Origin of the sequence: Sedimentitalea sediminis (assembly GCF_042687825.1) — a bacterium.
Lineage (GTDB): Bacteria > Pseudomonadota > Alphaproteobacteria > Rhodobacterales > Rhodobacteraceae > Sedimentitalea.
Map to the genome: position 1 here is coordinate 1 of NZ_JBHUQE010000007.1, position 20,235 is coordinate 20,235.

Annotated in this window: 16 protein-coding genes; 6 read left to right on the top strand and 10 right to left on the bottom strand. The window is 65.1% G+C overall.

The features are described from left to right. Window positions 1-19 precede the first annotated feature (19 nt). Genes ACFMPD_RS07575 through ACFMPD_RS07585 form a run of 3 tightly spaced genes read right to left on the bottom strand, consistent with a single transcriptional unit; the run spans window position 20 to window position 3,361 of the window. On the bottom strand, window positions 20-742 hold the full coding sequence (locus ACFMPD_RS07575; RefSeq protein ID WP_380993195.1) for a GNAT family N-acetyltransferase: 723 nt from the start codon (window positions 740-742) through the stop codon (window positions 20-22). Window positions 743-801: 59 nt separating this feature from the next. Then, complete coding sequence (locus ACFMPD_RS07580) at window positions 802-1,974, bottom strand: DUF1501 domain-containing protein (protein ID WP_380993196.1); 1,173 nt, start codon at window positions 1,972-1,974, stop codon at window positions 802-804. 10 nt (window positions 1,975-1,984) lie between these two features. Further along, window positions 1,985-3,361: a DUF1800 domain-containing protein gene (locus ACFMPD_RS07585; RefSeq protein WP_380993197.1), complete on the bottom strand. Its 1,377-nt coding sequence runs from the start codon at window positions 3,359-3,361 to the stop codon at window positions 1,985-1,987. Between the two features lie 223 nt (window positions 3,362-3,584). On the opposite strand from ACFMPD_RS07585, the gene ACFMPD_RS07590 reads away from it, so the two are divergent. Beyond that, on the top strand, window positions 3,585-4,217 hold the full coding sequence (locus ACFMPD_RS07590; protein WP_380993340.1) for an MT-A70 family methyltransferase: 633 nt from the start codon (window positions 3,585-3,587) through the stop codon (window positions 4,215-4,217). 25 nt (window positions 4,218-4,242) lie between these two features. Then, window positions 4,243-4,980: a BglII/BstYI family type II restriction endonuclease gene (locus tag ACFMPD_RS07595; RefSeq protein ID WP_380993198.1), complete on the top strand. Its 738-nt coding sequence runs from the start codon at window positions 4,243-4,245 to the stop codon at window positions 4,978-4,980. Window positions 4,981-5,013: 33 nt separating this feature from the next. Here ACFMPD_RS07595 and aspS read toward each other — a convergent pair whose 3' ends face one another. Further along, window positions 5,014-6,792: an aspartate--tRNA ligase gene (aspS, locus tag ACFMPD_RS07600; RefSeq protein ID WP_380993199.1), complete on the bottom strand. Its 1,779-nt coding sequence runs from the start codon at window positions 6,790-6,792 to the stop codon at window positions 5,014-5,016. Between the two features lie 384 nt (window positions 6,793-7,176). Here aspS and carB point away from each other — a divergent pair, with 384 nt between their 5' ends. The 3 genes from carB (at window position 7,177) to ACFMPD_RS07615 (ending at window position 11,590) form a co-directional block, all read left to right on the top strand. Next, window positions 7,177-10,509 (top strand): carbamoyl-phosphate synthase large subunit, encoded by a 3,333-nt coding sequence (gene carB / locus ACFMPD_RS07605; protein WP_380993200.1) that lies wholly within the window; start codon window positions 7,177-7,179, stop codon window positions 10,507-10,509. Then, entirely contained in the window at window positions 10,510-11,229 is a 720-nt protein-coding gene (locus ACFMPD_RS07610) for a hypothetical protein (protein WP_380993201.1), read from the top strand. Between the two features lie 112 nt (window positions 11,230-11,341). Next, on the top strand, window positions 11,342-11,590 hold the full coding sequence (locus ACFMPD_RS07615; protein WP_380993202.1) for a ParB N-terminal domain-containing protein: 249 nt from the start codon (window positions 11,342-11,344) through the stop codon (window positions 11,588-11,590). 9 nt (window positions 11,591-11,599) lie between these two features. Here ACFMPD_RS07615 and ACFMPD_RS07620 read toward each other — a convergent pair whose 3' ends face one another. From ACFMPD_RS07620 to ACFMPD_RS07630, 3 genes are all read right to left on the bottom strand, one after another. Then, entirely contained in the window at window positions 11,600-13,120 is a 1,521-nt protein-coding gene (locus tag ACFMPD_RS07620; protein WP_380993203.1) for a malonate--CoA ligase, read from the bottom strand. 166 nt (window positions 13,121-13,286) lie between these two features. After that, complete coding sequence (locus ACFMPD_RS07625; RefSeq protein ID WP_380993204.1) at window positions 13,287-13,967, bottom strand: DUF1045 domain-containing protein; 681 nt, start codon at window positions 13,965-13,967, stop codon at window positions 13,287-13,289. Between the two features lie 238 nt (window positions 13,968-14,205). Further along, a complete protein-coding gene (locus tag ACFMPD_RS07630) occupies window positions 14,206-14,571 on the bottom strand; it encodes a hypothetical protein (RefSeq protein WP_380993205.1) in 366 nt (121 codons plus the stop codon). A 163-nt stretch (window positions 14,572-14,734) separates the two neighbouring features. On the opposite strand from ACFMPD_RS07630, the gene ACFMPD_RS07635 reads away from it, so the two are divergent. Then, window positions 14,735-16,429, top strand: a complete 1,695-nt coding sequence (locus ACFMPD_RS07635; protein WP_380993206.1) for a hypothetical protein — start codon at window positions 14,735-14,737, stop codon at window positions 16,427-16,429. Window positions 16,430-16,460: 31 nt separating this feature from the next. Here ACFMPD_RS07635 and ACFMPD_RS07640 read toward each other — a convergent pair whose 3' ends face one another. The 3 genes from ACFMPD_RS07640 to ACFMPD_RS07650 form a co-directional block, all read right to left on the bottom strand. Further along, window positions 16,461-16,994 (bottom strand): DUF2478 domain-containing protein, encoded by a 534-nt coding sequence (locus ACFMPD_RS07640; RefSeq protein ID WP_380993207.1) that lies wholly within the window; start codon window positions 16,992-16,994, stop codon window positions 16,461-16,463. 109 nt (window positions 16,995-17,103) lie between these two features. Continuing rightward, complete coding sequence (locus ACFMPD_RS07645; protein WP_380993208.1) at window positions 17,104-19,170, bottom strand: ABC transporter permease; 2,067 nt, start codon at window positions 19,168-19,170, stop codon at window positions 17,104-17,106. Beyond that, window positions 19,167-20,228 carry a quaternary amine ABC transporter ATP-binding protein gene (locus tag ACFMPD_RS07650; RefSeq protein WP_380993209.1) on the bottom strand — a complete coding sequence of 354 codons (1,062 nt, stop codon included), beginning with the start codon at window positions 20,226-20,228 and terminating at the stop codon, window positions 19,167-19,169. Before ACFMPD_RS07650 ends, ACFMPD_RS07645 begins: the two co-directional genes overlap by 4 nt. Window positions 20,229-20,235 lie beyond the last annotated feature (7 nt).

The window sequence follows — 20,235 nt, forward strand, 5'->3', positions numbered from 1 at the left end:
AAGCTGATCTCTTCACGCGCTAGAGCGTCGGATCCGAGGCGACCCGGATCGACCGGGTCAGATCACCCAGGCGCAGGATCTGCCGGCCGTTTCCGTCGAAATTCGCCGGCTCCAGCCAGCGGTCATAAGCCGCCCGCAAGCGCGGCCATTCCGAGTCGATGGCCGCGAACCAGGCGGTATCGCGGTTGCGGCCCTTGACGATCAAGGCCTGACGGAACACCCCCTCATAGCTCAGCCCCAGGCGCTGCGCGGCCCGCCGCGACGGCGCATTCAGGGCGTTGCATTTCCATTCATACCGGCGATAGCCGGCCGCAAAGGCCCAGCCCGTCATCAGCGTCATCGCCTCGGTCGCGGCGCGCGTGCGCTGCAGCACCGGGGCGAAACTGATGTTCCCCACCTCGATCGAACCCGCCTGGGGATTGATCCGCAAATAGCTGGCCATTCCGCCAAGCTGTCCGGACTGCAGATCGGTGATCGCATAGAACCGATGCGCCGGATCGGCGACAGTATCCCGCACCCAGCGCGCGAATTCATCGGCGTCGGCAAATGGCCCGGCCCCCATGTAGTCCCACAGCGCGTCATGGCCGGCATAGGCCTGGAACAGCGCGCTGGCATGGGTCCTGGCATCCAGAGGCTGCAGCCGCGCATAGCGACCCTGCAGCACCGCGCCCGTGGGCGCCGGCGGCGGCACCCAGTTCTCGACCGGCGGGCCGATGGGGCGATCTGAATTCACGGCATTCATGCCGCCAGCCTAGGTCCCGCGCCCCGGAAAGGACAGCGCCTTTTCCGGCCCGGCGCGCCTCAGGCCAGCAGGCCCGGATCGCGCCCCATGTCCAGCCCGGGGAATACCGTGCGTTCGAGTACCGGCCGGTCCAACCCGGCCAGCCCGCGCATCAGCCAGGCCACCGGCGCGCGCACATCGCCGGTGGGCATCAGGTCGCGCCGGTCATACAGCGCCGCCTCGTCCAGCCCCGGCCAGTCGCCCAGCACCCGGCCGCCGCGGATCGCCCCACCCGCAAACAGCATCGCCCCTCCGGTGCCGTGATCGGTGCCGCCGGTGCCGTTCAGGCGCACGGTGCGCCCGAATTCGGTCATCGCGACGATCGCGGTTTTCTGCCAGACCGCCGCGCCCAGGCCCCGCTGCAGGGTCAACAGCGTGTCCGCCAGGCGCTTGAGCGCCTGGTTCAGCCCCCGCTCCTGACGACTATGGGTGTCCCAGCCATTGATCGAAAACGACGCCACGCGGGTTTCGCCGCGCAACTGGCGAGCGGCGAAATCGGCGATCTTGACATGCGCCCTGCCCTTGCGTGGCGCTGTTTCTTCCTCCTCGCCGGACAGCATCGCCGCCTCGCTCAGGGCGGCATGAAAGGCGGCATCCTCCTGCATCACCAGATCGGCCAGTTGCAATGTCGGCGGGCTCAGGGTCAGATCCGCCTCGGGCGACCAGTCGGCCACCGGTGCCGCACCGTCCAGCAGCTTCATCTCGCCGCGGCCGATGGCAAAGGCGGTGCGCGGCCGCACACCGGGCACCTGGGTCAGCATGCGATTGAGCCAGCCATCGCGCGCGCCCTGCAGGCTGGCGGTGCCCGCCTCGAGCAGATCCTGCCCGTCGAAATGGCTGCGCTTGTCGCGATAGGGGGTCGAGACCGCGTGCACAAATCCCAGATCTCCGGCCGTCCATAGCGGCAGCAACGGGGCCAGCGCGGGGTGCAGCGCAAAAAAACCGTCCAGATCCGCGGCACCGTTTCGGGGGCCCGACCCGGCGCGCAGATGCGCGAATTCCGGCGCGCCCCAAGGCTGTACCACCGACAGACCGTCCATGCCGCCGCGCAGGATGATCACCACCAGCCGGCTGTCCCAGGGGGCCGCGGCAAAGCTGACCGGGGTCAGCAGCGGACCGGCCGCCGCGGAACAGCCGATCAGGGCGGATCGGGTCAGAAAGGCACGGCGCGACAGGGGCGGTGACATGGGCATCGGCAATCTCCTATCGGCGTTGAAAGGCGGGGGCCGCCAGCACCAGCCCGATCGCGTCGGGACGGCTTTCGGCGGCCTTGGCGGCGAATCGCACCGGGGCGGTTGCGCGCACGCCCAAAGCCGTCCGGACAAAGGCGCGCGGATCCGGCAGTTGCGGTTGCAGCATCTGCGGCGCGGCCACGGCCCAGCGCAACCGTGCCGAAACGCCCTGCGGCGTGATCCAGGCGCTGTCCGCCTCCGGCCAGCCATCCGGCCCGTTCGGTCGCAGCAAAGGCTGGCCCATCAGACGCAGGGGCCGCAACAGACCACGGCGCATCTGGCGCGGGGTCAGCGCCGCCATCCGCTCGGGCCGCAGCGCCAGGGCGCGACACGCGCTGGCAACGAAATCAAAGGGAGGTTTGACATTGCCGGGTGCGGCCGTCCACGCCGCCGGATGTTCCAGCAACGCGCCATAGACCGCCAACAGGTCGCCGCCGGTCTGCAAAAACCTGGCGGCAACGTGATCGACCAGCGCCGGGTCCGGCAGGTCCGAGACAAAATGCACCGCAAGTTTGCCGGCGATGTGGCGCGCGGTGGCCGGATGCGTGGCCAGGTCATGCAGCGCCGAAAGAACCGGCGCCAGCGCACCCCGATCGCCGCCATATTGGCGGCCCAGCACCGTCTCGGCCCCCGGTTCGGCAAACCCGGCGCGGAACTTGAAACCCTGGCCATTGCGATAGCTGAGCCCGGTGAACAGTTCGGCCAATTGCCGCACATCGCCTTGCGTATACGGCCCGTTCACCCCCAGCGTGTGCAGTTCCAACACTTCGCGCGCCAGGTTCTCGTTCAGCCCGCCCAGCCGTTTGGCGCGGGCCGCCGCCGGGCTGTTGGGTCCGACCGAACGCGCCTGGTCGAGATAGTGCAACATCAGCGGATGGGTGGTGGCCGCGACCAGCAGATCGGCAAATCGGCCCGTCAGGTTGGGTCGAATCGCTTCTTCGATATAGGGGAACCCCGCCGCCGCCGTCAGCATGGTCTTGCCCCGGGCGGTAAAATGGTCGGCCCAGAACAGGGTCAGACGTTCGCGCAGCGGCGTCTCGCTGTGGCTCCAGCGTAGCAGGTTGGCGGCAAACCAGCGCATCCGTTCGCCCGCCAGCGCCTTGCCGATCTCGACGATCTGCCGCCGCGCGGCATCCTGCGTGCCGGTCTTGCGGCCGCGCGTTCGAATCCGGTCTGCGGTGGCCAGATGCCAGGCATAGTCCGCAAAAAGCGGAACGGCAAAGCGCTGCGCCATGGCGTCCGGCCGGCGCAGCCCGTCCAGCATGTCGGCGCCGGATCGCGGCGGCGGCAGATGCGGCGACAACCCGCAGCCGAAACGGATATCGGCCAGTTCACCGTAAAAGGGCAATTTGCGAAAACCTGTCTTGGGTCAGTCCCGCCCCAGATATAGCACCGCTGCGCGACGATTTCATCACCCTGTTGGCACCGCCGATCACAGACCCGCATCCGAACCCGGGCAGTCCGATGATGGCATTCTCACCCCCGTCACGCCGGATCAGCAATTGCGAAAGATTTTTTGTTCTACTATTGTTCTGATGACAGCAGAGGAAAGTTCTAGCTATATGTTGGATATGACCGAGACGCCTTCGCAAAATCTGTCCAAATTCCTGGGTTCCGACCGGTTCGCAACCGTCATGGCGGACCCACCGTGGCGGTTCACCAACCGCACCGGCAAGGTCGCACCGGAACACAAGCGCCTGGCGCGCTATCCGACGATGACGCTGGACGACATCTGCAACCTGCCCGTGTCCGATCATCTGGAGGATCGCGCGCACTGCTATATGTGGGTGCCCAATGCGCTGCTGCCGGACGGGCTGCGGGTGCTGGACGCCTGGGGCTTTCAATACAAATCCAACATCATCTGGCACAAGGTGCGCAAGGATGGCGGCAGCGACGGGCGCGGCGTCGGTTTCTATTTCCGCAACGTGACCGAGATTCTGCTGTTCGGCACCCGTGGCAAGAATGCCCGCACCCTGCCCCCCGGGCGGCGGCAGGTGAACATGATGCAGACCCGCAAGCGCGAGCATTCGCGCAAACCCGACGAACAATACGACCTGATCGAAAGCTGTTCGTGGGGGCCCTATCTGGAGCTGTTCGGCCGCGGCGTGCGTCAGGGCTGGACCGTCTGGGGCAACCAGGCGGATGCCGATTACAAGCCCGACTGGAAGACCTACAGCTATAATTCCTCGGTCGCGGCGGAGTAGCGCGCTGAACCGCCGCCTCGCAGACATGGTGTTTGACACCTGCGACGTCGCCGATCTGTTCGGCCCCGACCTGGCCGGTCGCTACAGCGTCACCAGCTATCGCAGCGCCGCGACCATTCTGGAACGGCGGGCGCCGCAGGAACTGGCGATGATCCGCGACGTATTGCGCGAGTTTCGCATATCCCAGCGGGAAATCCGCATGCCCGGCGGCAACGAGATGGCGGCGACGCGGCGGTTCGGGCATCTGGCCGAGACGGCGGGGTTTCACACCCAGGTGCGGATCGAAGCCGATCTGACCGTGCGCCTGCGGGCCGGCAAGGGCGATGCCGCGCCGGTCATCGACAGTATCCTGCGCGAGGATTACATCCACAACCATCTGGTCGATTTCTGGCGCGGGCGGGTGGCGTTCGACTATGAATGGAACTCCAAGGACCAGACCTATGACCGCGACCTTTATGCGTTTCGCTCGTTTTTCGAGGCCGGCGTGATCGATGTCGGGGTGATCGTGACCCGGGAATTGTCCAACGCCTATTTCAAGTCGCTGGGCCCGGCCCTGGACAAGCAGGGGCGGGAAACCGGCAAGTCAGTGGCCGCCAAGTTCGGTGCCAGCACCACCGGCACGCACAAGCTGATCAGCCGCATCGGCGCCGGGCGCTCGGGCGGCTGCCCGGTACTGGCGGTCGGCATTCTGCCGGGCAATATCACCACGGATGATCCACCCCGTGCCGGGGCCGGAACCGACAGCCCGCGGCTGGACCTCTAGCGTTGGCGCTGCCGGTCGAGACGCCGGGCCGGATCAGTCCGCTTGCGGGATCACCCGCAGACTCAGCTCCATCAGCTGATCGCTGGTGGGATCGCCGGGGGCCGCCATCATCAGGTCTTCGGCGCGCTGGTTCATCGGGAACATGATGACCTCGCGGATATTGGCGGTATCCGCCAGCAGCATGACGATACGGTCGATGCCGGCGGCGCAGCCGCCATGCGGCGGTGCGCCGTACTGGAACGCGTTGACCATGCCGCCAAAACGCTTGCGCACCTCGTCGGCACCATAGCCGGCGATCTCGAACGCCTTGAACATGATCTCGGGCTTGTGGTTGCGGATCGCGCCGGACAGGATTTCATAGCCGTTGCAGCTGAGATCGTACTGATAGCCCAGCACCTGCAGCGGGTCGCCTTCCAGCGCCGCCATACCACCCTGCGGCATCGAGAACGGGTTGTGTTCAAAGTCGATCTTGCCGGTCTCGTCATCCTGCTCGAAGATCGGGAAATCGACGATCCAGGCAAAGGCGAACCGGTCCTGCTCGGTCAGGCCCAGTTCCTGGCCGATCACGTCGCGCGCCTTGCCGGCCACGCGCTCGAAACTCTTGGGTTTGCCGCCCAGAAAGAAGGCCGCGTCGCCGACACCCAGCCCCAGCTGCTGACGGATCGCCTCGGTGCGCTCGGGGCCGATATTCTTGGCCAGCGGTCCGGCGGCTTCGAGCCCGTTGCCCTGGTCGCGCCAAAAGATATAGCCCATGCCGGGCAGCCCTTCGGATTGCGCGAACTTGTTCATCCGGTCGCAGAATTTGCGGCTGCCGCCGCCCTGGGCCGGAATCGCGCGAATTTCGGTGCCGTCCTGTTCCAGCAGTTTAGCGAAAATCGCGAAACCCGAGCCGCGGAAATGCTCGGAACAATCCTGCATCTTGATCGGATTGCGCAGGTCGGGCTTGTCGGTGCCATACCACAGGGCGGCGTCGCGATAGCTGATCTGCGGCCAGATCTGATCGACCTTGGCGCCCCGCCCGAATTCCTCGAACACGCCCCGGATCACCGGCTGGATCGTGTCGAACACGTCCTGCTGGGTGGCAAAGGACATTTCCATGTCCAGCTGGTAAAAGTCGGTGGGGCTGCGGTCGGCGCGCGGGTCTTCATCGCGGAAACAGGGCGCGATCTGGAAATACCTGTCAAAACCGCTGACCATGATCAGCTGTTTGAACTGCTGCGGCGCCTGGGGCAGCGCATAGAACTTGCCCGGATGCAGACGGGACGGCACCAGGAAATCGCGCGCGCCCTCGGGGCTGGATGCGGTGATGATCGGGGTCTGGTATTCGCGGAACTTCTGGTTCCACATGCGCCGGCGCATGCTGGCCACCACGTCGCTGCGCAGCGCCATATTGCGCTGCATCGCCTCGCGCCGCAGGTCCAGATAGCGATAGCGCAGGCGGGTTTCCTCGGGATATTCCTGTTCGCCGAACACCATCAGCGGCAGTTCCTCGGCCGCCCCCAGCACTTCGAGATCGCGCACATAGACCTCGATCTCGCCGGTCGGCAGCTTGGGGTTCACCAGCTGCGGATCGCGCGCCTTGACGGTGCCGTCGATGCGGATGCACCATTCGCTGCGCACTTTTTCCAACTCGGCAAAGGCGGCGCTGTCGCCGTCGCACAACACTTGTGTCATGCCATAGTGATCGCGCAGGTCGATGAACAGGACCCCGCCGTGATCGCGCACCCGATGCACCCAGCCGGACAGGCGAACGGTATCGCCGACATTGGCGGCGGTCAGGTCGGCGCAGGTATGGCTGCGATAGGCATGCATGGATCGGATCCCTTCGGGCGTTGAAACGTCGCGCCGATACAGCGTGCTTGGGCTGGGAAGTCAACCCAAAGCGCGGCGTACAAAGGGCCGAGGCCCGACGGCCGGGTCACCCTGCGCCCTGCCGGACACAACGCTGACAGGCCCGTTCTTTGGTCCGGACCGATCGGGTCACCCCGCCAGCTGCGGAAATCGCCCTTGCCGGCTTTGCGAACAAACCGCGAATGCACCGGGTTTCGTATCCCGGACGGCGATAATTCGGGTCGCGGCCACACAGCGGCCCAAGATGATCCGAACCCCCTTGCACCCGCGCGGACCATGCCTATAACGCAGGACAATTTGGGCGCATTGGGGGCGCCTGACTCGCATATCACAAGGGGCCGCGCCATGCCGAAGAGAACCGACATCAAGTCGATCATGATCATCGGAGCTGGTCCCATTGTCATCGGACAGGCCTGCGAGTTCGACTATTCCGGCGCCCAGGCCTGCAAGGCGCTGCGCGAGGAAGGCTATCGCGTCATTCTGGTCAATTCGAACCCGGCGACGATCATGACCGATCCGGGTCTGGCCGACGCCACCTATATCGAACCGATCACACCCGAGGTGGTCGCCAAGATCATCGCCGTCGAACGTCCCGACGCACTGTTGCCGACCATGGGCGGACAGACCGGGCTGAACACCAGCCTGGCGCTGGAGGAAATGGGTGTGCTGGCGGAATATGGCGTCGAGATGATCGGCGCCAAACGCGAAGCCATCGAGATGGCCGAAGACCGCAAGCTGTTCCGCGAAGCGATGGACCGGCTGGGCATCGAGAACCCCAAAGCGACCATCGTCACCGCCCCTACCGGCGCCAATGGCAAAAAGGACCTGACCGCCGGGCTGGCGCTGGCCATGGACGCACTGGAGGAAATCGGCCTGCCGGCGATCATCCGCCCTGCCTTTACGCTGGGCGGTACCGGCGGCGGGGTGGCCTATAACCGCGACGACTACGAACATTTCTGCCGCTCGGGCATGGATGCCAGCCCAATGGGGCAGATCCTGATCGACGAAAGCCTGCTGGGCTGGAAGGAATACGAAATGGAGGTGGTGCGCGACACCGCCGACAACGCCATCATCGTCTGCTCGATCGAGAACGTCGATCCGATGGGCGTGCACACCGGCGACAGCATCACCGTCGCCCCGGCGCTGACCCTGACCGACAAGGAATACCAGATCATGCGCAACGGCAGCATCGCCGTCCTGCGCGAGATCGGCGTCGAGACCGGTGGCTCGAACGTGCAATGGGCGGTCAACCCGGCGGACGGGCGCATGGTGGTGATCGAGATGAACCCGCGGGTGTCGCGCAGTTCCGCTCTGGCTTCCAAGGCTACCGGGTTCCCGATCGCCAAGATCGCCGCCAAGCTGGCGGTGGGCTATACGCTGGACGAGCTGGACAACGACATCACCAAGGTCACGCCCGCCTCGTTTGAGCCGACCATCGACTATGTTGTCACCAAGATCCCGAAATTCGCGTTCGAGAAATTCCCCGGCTCGGAACCCTATCTGACCACGGCGATGAAATCGGTGGGCGAGGCCATGGCCATCGGCCGCACCATCCACGAGAGCCTGCAAAAGGCGCTGGCCAGCATGGAAAGCGGGCTGACCGGGTTTGACGAGGTCGACATCCCCGGCGCCCCGGACAGTGCCGCGATCACCAAGGCCATTGCCCAGCAGACGCCGGACCGGATGCGCACCATCGCCCAGGCGATGCGCCATGGCATGTCCGACGACGAAATCCATGCGGTCACGATGTTCGACCCCTGGTTCCTGGCCCGCATCCGCGAGATTGTCGAGGCCGAGGCCGAGGTCCGTGCCAACGGTCTGCCCGAGGGTGCCGAGGGCCTGCGCGCGCTCAAGATGATGGGCTTTACCGATGCAAGGCTGGCCAAGCTGACCGGCCGCGCCGAGACCGACATCCGCCGGACCCGCCACGCCGCCGGTGTTACCGCCGTGTTCAAACGCATCGACACCTGTGCCGCCGAATTCGAGGCGCAGACGCCCTATATGTACTCGACCTACGAGGCCCCGATGATGGACGAGGTCGAATGCGAGGCCCGCCCCAGCGACCGCAAGAAGGTGGTAATCCTGGGCGGCGGTCCGAACCGCATCGGCCAGGGGATCGAGTTCGACTATTGCTGTTGTCACGCTTGTTACGCGCTGACCGATGCCGGATATGAAACCATCATGGTCAACTGCAACCCGGAAACCGTCAGCACCGATTACGACACCAGCGACCGGCTGTATTTCGAGCCGCTGACCTTTGAACATGTGATGGAAATCCTGCGGGTCGAGCAGCAGAACGGCACGCTGCACGGCATCATCGTGCAGTTCGGCGGCCAGACGCCGCTGAAACTGGCCAATGCCCTGCATGACGAGGGCATTCCGATCCTGGGCACCACGCCCGACGCCATCGACCTGGCCGAGGACCGCGAGCGGTTCCAGCAGCTGGTGCAGGGGCTGGGTCTGAAGCAGCCGAACAACGGCATTGCCAGCACCGATGCGCAGGCGCTTGAAATAGCAGAGGAAATCGGATTTCCGCTGGTGATCCGGCCGTCCTATGTGCTGGGCGGGCGGGCGATGGAAATCGTGCGCGACCAAAGCCAGCTGGAACGCTATATCTCGGACGCGGTGGTGGTGTCGGGCGACAGCCCGGTCTTGCTGGACAGCTATCTGGCCGGCGCCGTCGAACTGGACGTCGATGCAATCTGCGACGGCACGCAGGTGCATGTCGCCGGCATCATGCAACATATCGAAGAGGCCGGCGTGCATTCCGGCGACAGCGCCTGTTCGCTGCCGCCCTATTCGCTGCCGCCCGCGATCATCGACGAGATCAAGACCCAGACCCACGCGCTGGCGCATGCGCTGAACGTGGTCGGTCTGATGAATATCCAGTTCGCGGTCAAGGACGGCGAAATCTATCTGATCGAGGTCAACCCCCGCGCCAGCCGCACCGTGCCCTTTGTCGCCAAGGCGACGGATTCCGCCATCGCGTCCATCGCCGCGCGGGTCATGGCCGGCGAGCCGCTGTCGAATTTCCCGATGCGCCCGCCCTATGACGTGGATGCCGACTACGACACCGTGCTGCCGCTGGCCGATCCGATGACCCTGGCCGATCCGGACATGCCGTGGTTTTCCGTCAAAGAGGCGGTGCTGCCCTTTGCCCGCTTTCCCGGCGTCGACACGATCCTGGGTCCGGAAATGCGGTCGACCGGCGAAGTCATGGGCTGGGACCGCGATTTTCCCCGCGCCTTTCTCAAGGCGCAGATGGGGGCCGGCATGGCGCTGCCGACCTCGGGCTGTGCCTTTCTGTCGATCAAGGATGACGACAAGACCCCGGAAATGCTGCAGGCGGCGCAGATTCTGACCGGGCTTGGCTTTTCCATCGTCGCCACACGCGGCACCCAGAGCTGGCTGGCGGCGCATGGCATCACCTGCGACGTGGTCAACAAGGTCTACGAAGGCCGCCCGGACGTCACCGACCTGATGAAGGACGGGCGGGTGCAACTGGTGATGAACTCGACCGAAGGCGCGCAGGCGGTCGAGGACAGCAAGTCGATCCGCACCATCTCGCTCTATGACAAGATCCCCTATTTCACCACCGCCGCCGGCTCCCACGCCGCCGCGCTGGCGATCAAGGCCCAGGCCGAGGGGGACGTGGGGGTGAAGGCGTTGCAGGGTTAGATGGACGAAACGGAGAAGCGAGCGCTGCAATTGTTGTATGCGCTCGAACCCGGCTCATGGTGCTACGAACCGGACGGAAACTGCCCACCGGATTTCGCTTTGAATGGCAAGGTCGCGGTCGAGGTTACGCGGCTGAACAAGGCAATCGAAATAGACCGAAAACAGATAAATCTGGACAGCGATATACGCAGCATTTGCGATAGTTTCACTGGACAGCTCAAAAGGTTCGACAGCAAGAACAATACCACCACGTGGTTTGTTAGATTTAGCCTGAAACGGCCAATTGACTGGCGACAAGTTCGAACCGATCTGCGCCAATTCCTGAAACAGGTATTTCACGAGGAGAACATCCCAGCGGAGCCTGTCCGCATCTCGTCAGGCTTCTGCCTCCACTTTTATCAGGCGAGTTTTGAGCCAGATATTCGGTATCGGTTTGCCGGCTATTTAGACAGAAACAATACCGGATGGGTGATCCCCACATTGGCGGATAACATTCGCCGAATATCCAGTCGTAAGTTTGATTTGACGCAACCTTTTCGCGATACATACTCCAGTTGGTGGCTCGTCCTAGAGAACCATATCTCTTTTTCTCTAGCAGGGCCGATCGAGTTGAACGAGCTCTTAGACGCACTCCCAATTATTCGCGGATGGCATCGCATCTTGATCTTTGATCCGCGACATCCAACAAAATTCGCTGAAATCCCAAGTAGAGAAAGTTGATATTGGCGACTGCCCAGACGTGATGCATCATCCACTTTCTTTTCTCCGGCCAAGCCTTGTATGTCAATAAATTGACCTTCCAAAAAATTTTCATTCCGGTCATGCTGGCCCCATGCTGGAAAAACACACCATCGCCCTGTCCGACATCCGGGTCCCGGCCAAGCGCGCGCGGACGCTGCAGGCGGACAAGGTGCAGGCGATTGCCGAGGACATGATCGACAACGGTCAGACCACGCCGATCCGGGTCCGGGCCGAGGGCAAGGGATTCATTCTGGTCGAGGGGCTGCACCGGCTGGAGGCGTTGCGCGCACTGGGCGAGACCACGGTCGTGGCCTTTCTGGTCCGCGCGCAGCTGCACTGACGGCCCGGTCTAACCGGCTGTGGCGAACATATCCTTGTACTGGTCGCGCAGCAGGTTCTTTTGCACCTTGCCCATGGTGTTGCGCGGCAGTTCCGGCAGCAGGACCAGCTTGCGCGGATGCTTGAACCGGGCCAGCGATTTTCCGACCGCATCGGCGATGGCATCCAAGTCCGGGCCGGCCCCGTCCTCGGGAACGATCACCCCCAGAACGGTCTCGCCGAAATCCGGATGCGGCACGCCGATTACGGCGCTTTCCAGCACGCCGGGCTGTTCGTCCAGCACCAGTTCGATCTCTTTCGGATAGATGTTGTAGCCGCCCGAGATGATCAGGTCCTTGTCGCGCCCGACGATCTGCACATAACCCTGCTCGTCGATCAGCCCCAGGTCGCCGGTAATAAAGAACCCGTCGGGGCGCAGTTCCTCGCGGGTCTTTTCCGGCATCTGCCAATAGCCCTTGAACACGTTGGGGCCGCGCACCTCGATCTGGCCGATCTCGCCATTGGGCAATGGATCGCCGCTGGCCGGATCGGTGATCTTGAGATCGACCCCGGGCAGCGGAAAGCCGACCGTGCCGGCGCGGCGGTCGCCGTCATAGGGGTTCGAGGTGCTCATGTTGGTCTCGGTCATGCCATAGCGTTCCAGGATGCGGTGGCCGGTGCGGTTCTGGAACTGGACATGGGTTTCGGCCAAGAGCGGCGCGCTGCCCGAGACGAACAGGCGCATATGCGCCACCAGGTCTCGGGTGAACCGCGCATCCCCCAGCAGCCGCGTGTAAAAGGTCGGCACCCCCATCATCGCCGTTGCCCGGGGCAGCGCCGCCAGCACCTGATCCAGATCGAATTTCGGCAGGAAAATCATCGATCCGCCGGTTGCCAGCACGATGTTGGTGGCCACGAACAAACCGTGCGTGTGAAAGATCGGCAGCGCGTGCAGCAGAACGTCCTTGTCGGTGAACTGCCAGTACTCGGCCAGCACCTCGGCATTGGACAGCAGGTTCGTCTGGGTCAGCATCGCGCCCTTCGAACGCCCCGTGGTGCCGGACGTATAGAGAAACGCCGCCAGGTCCTCGGCCGTGCGCTCTACGGTCTCGAACCGGTCGGGCATGTGTGCAGCCCGGTCGCACAGGCTGCCGCTGCCATCGGCATTCAGGACCTCCAGTACCGCCCCGGCACCGGCCGCCACCGGACCCAGCGCCGCAGCCCGGGTGCCGTCGCACACCAGGATCCGCGCGCCGCTGTTCTCGACGAAATACGACACCTCGTCAGCGGTATAGGCAATGTTCAGCGGCAGAAACACGATCCCGGCCTGCACGCAGGCGGCATAGATCGCCAGGGCCTCGGGTGATTTTTCGACCTGAACCGCCAACCGGTCGCCCGGCTTGGCCCCGAGTTCCCGAAAAACATGCGCGAACCGGGCCGCCATCGCCAGAAAGGCGGCATGGGTGACATGGCCGCCGTCCTCGCTGTGCAAAAACGGGCTGTTCTGGCCGCTATAACGGCCGAACAGGGTGTCATAGAGTGGGTTTGCCATGGTCTTTCGTCCTTGCTCGGGTCGGGTCGCGGCCGGCTTGGCCCCGGGTGCCACAGAAGGTGTGGCGCCCCCCCTTTTCCAGATTGGCATAGCGTCCCCGGTTCAGGAGAATCAAGCCGATGTCACCGGGACCCATCGCCGCTTGTCCCGGAACAGGCGGCGCGGATCATCGCCCGGCGACCAGCGGGCAAGAGCGGATCGCATGAAAACGGCCTTCGGCATCTTCGCCCGCCAGGGTCAGCGCCTTGACCACGTAGGGGCCGGTCAGCAACGGCGCCAGATGGGGCGTCAGCGCCGCTTGGGCTCTGGCTGCGGTGACGGGGTCCAGCGGACCGGTCAGGGTGATGTGAAATCGAAACTGCCCCATCACGTGGGGATAACCCCAGTCGTACAGGTTCTGCCGCTGTTCCGGCGACAAGCGGTCCGGGCGCCGCCGCGCCAGTTCCGCCGCATCGGGAGCGGCGCGAAATCGGTCGAGATCGCGCACCACCCGCGCCGCCAGCCCGCTGATCGCGGCCTGATCACCGACCGGCATCAGCGCCAGAAACCGGCCCATGCGCCCCAAATGTAACCCGGCCAGCGGCACCGGCGCCAGATCGCCGGCCAGCGCGGTCAGGGATGCACCGAGATCGCTGGCCTCGGTGCCCGGCGCCAATCGAAAGGGCGGCTTGATCGTTGCGTGCAACCCATAGCGGCGCGGCCGCCGTGTCAGCGGCGCCGGATCTAGCCCCAGACCCGGCGGCGGCGCGCAGGTTCTGCCACCATGGATGTCCCATCCCAGCCATGCAGCCCCGAACCGGCCAAGCGCCCCGCCCGGTGCGACATAGATTGCATAGCGCTTGAACATGGCTGCCGCCCCTCCTGCCTGCACCCTGCAATGCCACAGGGCGGCGGCAGCGCCAATGGTGTGCTCTTCCCGGCACCGACCGGAATCGGCAAGCCCGGGGGATGTCCGGCCATCCTGCCGGTTGCATCCCCCGCGCCCGCCGTGCGGCCCTCCCTGCGGGTCTCGTGCGGACCGGCGGTCGCCCGCCGGCCCGCTCCGGCGCGGGCGGTGTTCCGGTGCCGACCCGCGCCGGATCGCGTCAGCCGTCGTCCAGCATCTGTGCGGCCACGTCATGCGCGTCCTGCAACATGTGTTTGAGATCGTCGAGATTGCGATCTTCGGCATAAGCGGCCAGATCCCGCAATACATCCAGAACCCATTGGTGCTGGGTCTGCCTGTCGATGCGGGCGTCGGTTTCAAGCCTGTCCGGGTCGGCCGGGTGCGCGGGCTTGTCCATCTTGTCGCCTTTCAGGATTTCGGCCAACCGGATCGACGCCTGCCGCTGCGCCGGACCCTTTGTCGGGGCGTGCAGCGTCTCGGCCAGGTGATACAACTCCTGCACCAGCTTTCCGCCCGGGCCTTGTACAAAGGGGTCCCGGGATGTTTGTTTGTCATGATGCGGCATGGGGTCCTTTCCCGTCTGGCTGTGACCACCAATTGCGGCGCGGCATCGCTCAACGCCAGCACGTACCCCGCTGTGACAAAGGTAACAAATTGATTTTCTGCATTATTTTTCCAAACCAGCCCCGCCGCGACGCCCCCTGCTGGACGGCAATATGACTGGCTCGATGGGGAATCACACCGCCGCGATTCAGGCGGCGGCCGAGGCCATCAAGAGCTCGGGGCGGCTGGGCCGGTCGGACCGGCGCGCGCGATTGCTGGACTATCTCATCGCCGCCGAATGCAACGGCGACGGCGACGGGATCAAGGCGTTTACCATCGCCGTGGACGTGTTCGGCCGCGACGAATCCTTTGATCCCAACAGCGACAGTATCGTGCGGTCGGAAATTGGCCGCCTGCGCGACGCTTTGCGAATGTTCTATGCGGAAAACACCCGATCCGATCTGGTCGTGATCGACATCCCCAAGGGGGCGTACCGACCGGTCTTTACCCTTCCAGAACCGGCACCAGAGACCACCTCCCGCCTTGGCCGGGTCGGCGGGGTCGGCGGTGCGCTGGTGGCCGTGGCACTGGCTTTGGCGCTGGGGCTGGGGCTGGCGGTGTGGGTGCTGCCACAACCGGCCCCGGTCGTTCCCCCCGACACCCGCCCGGCGCAACATGGCGACCAGAACGATGCGCCGCCCTTTGGGCTGTTGCGCATTGCGGTCATGCCGTTTGACAAAAGCGGCAATCACCCGGAACTCGACCAGATCGCCTTTGGTCTGTATTCCGAATTGACGCTCGACCTGTCGGCCTATCCCTGGGTGGCGGTGGTGTCGCCGCTGGACCCTGATGACTTTGGTGCCGATTACGTGCTGAAGAGCGGCTTGTTGTGGCAGGATGATCTGTTGCAGACCAATTCCCAGCTGATTTCGCTGCCCGACCAGCAACTGATCTGGAGCAAGTCCGATACCGCCTCGACGACCGTCGAAGAAATTCAGGCCGTTCAGGGCCGCATCGCCAGCGGCATCGCGCGCAGCCTGGGTTCGGATAGCGGCATTGCGCCCGACCTGATCGTGGCCCGCAAGGCGCGCAGTTCAAAGACCAGCCTCGATGCGTTTCTGTGTTTTCTCGGCATCTATGACTATCTGGCGACCCCGACCGATGACGAACACCGCGCGCTGCGCACCTGTCTCGAAGGGGTCGTGCGTGATTTTCCCGACTATGGCGAGGCCTGGGCCGCGTTGGGGGTTCTTTATATGGACGAGGCCCGTTTCGGCCGTAATCCGACCCCGGACCGCGACCCATGGGCGGCGGCCGGGACGGCGATCGAGACCGGGCTGCAACTGGCGCCGCTGCATAACCCGACGCTGATGGCGGCACTGATTCTGGCCATTGAGGCACCGCAACGGGATCTGCAGGCGGCTGAACGGCATGCGCGCAAACTGCTGGACCTGTTCCCGCGCCATCCCGAAACGCTGGCGCTGATCGGATCCCGGCGCGCCGAGTTTTTCGGAGAGTGGGAGGCGGGACTGGCAGAGATCGAACAGGCACTGGCCCTCGAGCATTCACCGCCCAGCGCCTTTTATCTGACGCACGCCTTTCACGCCGCGATGGGACCGGACGACACCGCAGCCGCACAGGCCGCGGAACGGCTGACCGGCGAAACGTCAAAACCGCAGTTGCTGCTGCGGTATCTGGCGGCAGCCCGGACCGGACAGACGGACGAGGTTCAGCGGCAGCGCGTGCTTTTGGCCGAACAGGGCCTGACCGACAAGGGCAGCCTGGTGCAGTTTGTCCGCCAGCGCAGGTACGATGACGCGTTGGAACGAGCCTTGCTGGATCAATTGCAGGCCGCGTCCGATCTGGACCCGCGCCCCTGAGCTCCGCCGGCCCGACGCGCATGTCCTGCGCTCAGACGTTGGAGGCGACGCCGGCGGGCCGTTGCGCCACCCATTCCAGCAATGCCGGCAACTGATCCGGCAAACAGCGCGCCAGGCCTTCGGAAAAGGCCAGGAATGCGGCCTCGTTGGTCGGATTCACCGCGGTCAGCACCGGAATGCCGGCCATCAGCGCCTCGGCGATCAGCGGCCGAAACCCGCGCCCGTCGACCTCGTGCTTGCCGAACTTGTTGACGATCATCAGCGCCGGGCGCCGTTGGTCCGGCCCTGCCAGCGATTGCGCCACATGCGCGACCGCCTGTTCCAGCGCCGCCGGATCCAGCCGGCAGCCCCGCGCCCCGGCGCCCAGCGATTGCGATATGCGAAAGACCGGCCCGTCGGGCAGCACCCGGACATCCATGTCGCACAACTGGGAATCGGAACAGGCGGTATTGGACTGCACGACACCGCACAGCCGGACGCCTTGTTCAGCAAGGTGCCGCGCGAGGTCGGACAGCAGCAGGTCGGTTTTGCCGCGCGCTTTGGTTCTGACATAGGCCAGCGTCATGACCGCCCTCTCCCTTTTGGCGCGATTGAATCGGCGCGAACCGCCCGGTTCGGTTCGCCACCCGAATTGGTGCCGGAATTCCCGCAGCGGGGCAAGGGGGGGGCCACGCCTATAGGCCCAAGGCGCGACGGCGTTCCTCGGCAAAGCCCTGCACCAGCCGGTCGGCGATCAGGGCCAGAATCGCCATCGCCGCCCCCGCCGAGATGCCCAGACCGACATCGGCCTGCCCCAGTGCCAGATAGATCGACTGGCCCAGCCCGGTGGTGCCGATCAGCGCGGCGATCACCAGCATCGCAAAGGCGTATAGGATGGTCTGGTTCAATCCCAGCAGGATGGTCGGCGCGGCATAGGGCGCGCGCACGTCGCGCATGGTCTGCCAGGCGGTCGCGCCCGAGGCAGTGGCGGCTTCCAGCATCTCGGTCGGGGTGGATACCAGACCATGGCGTGTATAGCGGATCATCGGCACGATGGCATAGGCGCAGATCGCCAGAAAGGCACTGAACTCGCCAATCTGAAAGAACATCAGAACCGGGATCAGAAAAACGAACAGGGGGATCGTCTGCAACATGTCGCAGATCGGACGCATCATGCGCCAGGCCAGCGGGCTGACCGCGCAGACCAGACCGATAGCGCCGCCAAATAAGGCGCAGGCAAATACGGCCGCGCCGGACAGGTACAGCGACAACAGGGCACGCGGAAACAGGCCCGACAGCAGGATCGTCAGCAACAGCAAGGTGACGATCAGCGCCAGCTTGCGCCCCTGCGCCAGCCAGGCCAGCGCCGCCGCACCGGTAAGAACGAACGGCCAGGCCAGGTTCGCGACGCCGGTTTCCAGTATGCCAACAGCAATGACCAGCAGGGCGCCAGCGGTTGCCCGACCGGCAAAAGCCAGCACCAGCCCGCCGGCGGCGGCCAGCGCATACAGCGCCAGGCTCATTGCCGGGGTCCATTGAAACCCCCAGGTGAATTCCAGCACCGCATCGTCCAGACCGATCCGCAGTGGCAGCAGCCCATAGAACATCGCGCCGTTCTTGATCGCGTCCAGCGTCGCGCCATTGGCTGCCGTAAAGGCGCCCAGCCCCCGGTCCACCGCCTCGGCCACCGGCGCCAGCAGGGTGAACCCGGCCGGGTCCGGCAGGCTGCGCCAGAACAGGGCGGTGACCGCGACCGCCAGCAGGACCAGCCCGGCGGTGACGCGCTGATCCTGCCGGTTGCGCTCGGAGGCCAGGGCCGCGCTCATCCGGTCGATGATGACCGCAAAGGCGACAATCACCAGCCCCGCCAGCAGGCTTTGCCCGAACTGCGCCTTGCGCATGGTCAACAGGACTTCCCAGCCGATATCGTCGAACCCGCCGATCACTGCGGCGATGATCACCATCGACAGCGCCGCCATCAGGCACTGGTTGACGCCGACCATGATCTGCGTGCCGGCCGAGGGGATCTCGACCTGAAACAGCTGTTGCAGGCGGCTGCCGCCGCTCATGATTGCGGCTTCCTTGATCTGGCTGTCGACCCGTTCCAGCCCCAGCAGCACGTTGCGTGCCATGGGCGGCGCGGCATAGATCGCGCTGGCGATCAGCCCGACCACCGGGCCAAAGCCGAACAGCAGCAGCAGCGGCGTCAGATAGGCAAAGGTCGGCACCGTCTGCATCACGTCCAGCAGCACCTGCACCGGGCCGCGCAGGCGCGGGACCTCGTTGGCCAGGATGCCGATACCCATGCCCAGCACCAGCGCCAGCGGCACCGACACGGCCACCAAAGCCAGGGTGTTCATGCTTTGCACCCAATAGCCCGAGGCCAACACGAACCCCAGCCCGACAGCCCCCAGCGCGGCCATCGGCGCCCCGCCAATGGCCCAGCCCAGCGCCGTCACCAGCCCGATGACCAGAGGCCAGGGCGTCACCGCCAGAGCGGCGTCTGCCCAGTCCATCGGGTAGCGCAACATCTCGGAGAACCCGCGGGCGACCGGCTTGATGCCGCCCAACAGCCATTCCAGCGCCGCACCGACCCAGTCGGTGGCCGGCACGGTCCAGCCGGCGGGCCATTCCACCAACCATGGCAGGCGCGGCCCCAGCAACAGGCAGGCGGCCCCGACCAGCAGAACCAGCAATGCCGCCCGGGTCGCGGGCGCCGGCCGGGTCAGGCCGGCACCGGCGCCTTGCGTCCCCATGCTCATGCCTCGTCGACCTGCAGCGCCGCGGCCAAATCGGCGGGATGCACCGTACCGACGCAATTGCCCGCTGCGTCCCAGACCGGCACCGGTTCGTACAGTTCCATGCATTTGGCCAGGGCCGCGTCCAGAGTCATGTCGCAGCACAGGCCCGGATCGTCCGCGCCGCGCTCGTGCAGGCCCTGGTCGATGCCGCGCATCACAGACGCCACCCGCGCATGCCGGCCCTTGGCGACATCCTTGGCGAATTCGCGCACATAGTCGTCGACCGGGTTCAGCACGATATCGGTCGGCGTGCCGATCTGCACGATCTTGCCGTCGCGCATGATCGCGATCCGGTCGGCCAGTTTCAGCGCTTCGTTGATGTCATGTGTAATGAACACGATGGTGGTGTTCAGCTTTGCGCGAATCTGCAGGAACTCGTCCTGCAATTGCCGCCGGATCAGCGGGTCCAGCGCCGAAAACGGTTCGTCCAGAAACCAGACCTGGCAATCGGTCACCAGCGAGCGGGCAATGCCGACACGCTGGCGCTGGCCGCCGGACAATTCGCGCGGATAGTTGTGTTCGCGCCCCGACAGGCCGACCAGGTCGATCACCGTTTGCGCCTTGGCCCGCCGCGCGGCGCGCGCCATGCCCTGAACGCGCAGGGGATAGGCGACGTTCTCGGCCACGGTCATGTGCGGAAACAGGCCGAAATGCTGAAACACCATGCCCAGCTTGTTGCGCCGCAATTCGATCAGGCGCTGCGCGCTGGCGGTGACGATATTCTCGCCATGAATGCGGATTTCGCCGCCCGTCGGATCCAGCAGTTTCGAGATGCACCGCACCAGCGTCGACTTGCCCGACCCGGACAGCCCCATGATGACGAACAGTTCCCCCTCGGCCACCTGAAACGAGGCCTCCTGCACCGCCGGGATCAGCCCGGCCTGCCGCAACCGGTCCGCCGCCGCATCCGCGTCCCCGCCCGTTCGCGCCAGCGCGTCGGTCAGGGCGGATTTGGCGGCGGCTCCGAATACCTGCCACACCTGGTGGCAGGAGATCGCCGGTTGCGATTGGTCGCTCACACGTCGC

Excerpts from the sequence above, each read along its gene's own strand:
- ACFMPD_RS07575 (WP_380993195.1), bottom strand. The coding sequence starts at position 742 with ATGAATGCCGTGAATTCAGATCGCCCCATCGGCCCGCCGGTCGAGAAC.
- ACFMPD_RS07580 (WP_380993196.1), bottom strand. The coding sequence starts at position 1,974 with ATGCCCATGTCACCGCCCCTGTCGCGCCGTGCCTTTCTGACCCGATCC.
- ACFMPD_RS07590 (WP_380993340.1), top strand. The coding sequence starts at position 3,585 with ATGACCGAGACGCCTTCGCAAAATCTGTCCAAATTCCTGGGTTCCGAC.
- ACFMPD_RS07595 (WP_380993198.1), top strand. The coding sequence starts at position 4,243 with ATGGTGTTTGACACCTGCGACGTCGCCGATCTGTTCGGCCCCGACCTG.
- aspS (WP_380993199.1), bottom strand. The coding sequence starts at position 6,792 with ATGCATGCCTATCGCAGCCATACCTGCGCCGACCTGACCGCCGCCAAT.
- carB (WP_380993200.1), top strand. The coding sequence starts at position 7,177 with ATGCCGAAGAGAACCGACATCAAGTCGATCATGATCATCGGAGCTGGT.
- ACFMPD_RS07610 (WP_380993201.1), top strand. The coding sequence starts at position 10,510 with ATGGACGAAACGGAGAAGCGAGCGCTGCAATTGTTGTATGCGCTCGAA.
- ACFMPD_RS07615 (WP_380993202.1), top strand. The coding sequence starts at position 11,342 with ATGCTGGAAAAACACACCATCGCCCTGTCCGACATCCGGGTCCCGGCC.
- ACFMPD_RS07620 (WP_380993203.1), bottom strand. The coding sequence starts at position 13,120 with ATGGCAAACCCACTCTATGACACCCTGTTCGGCCGTTATAGCGGCCAG.
- ACFMPD_RS07625 (WP_380993204.1), bottom strand. The coding sequence starts at position 13,967 with ATGTTCAAGCGCTATGCAATCTATGTCGCACCGGGCGGGGCGCTTGGC.
- ACFMPD_RS07630 (WP_380993205.1), bottom strand. The coding sequence starts at position 14,571 with ATGCCGCATCATGACAAACAAACATCCCGGGACCCCTTTGTACAAGGC.
- ACFMPD_RS07635 (WP_380993206.1), top strand. The coding sequence starts at position 14,735 with ATGGGGAATCACACCGCCGCGATTCAGGCGGCGGCCGAGGCCATCAAG.
- ACFMPD_RS07640 (WP_380993207.1), bottom strand. The coding sequence starts at position 16,994 with ATGACGCTGGCCTATGTCAGAACCAAAGCGCGCGGCAAAACCGACCTG.
- ACFMPD_RS07645 (WP_380993208.1), bottom strand. The coding sequence starts at position 19,170 with ATGAGCATGGGGACGCAAGGCGCCGGTGCCGGCCTGACCCGGCCGGCG.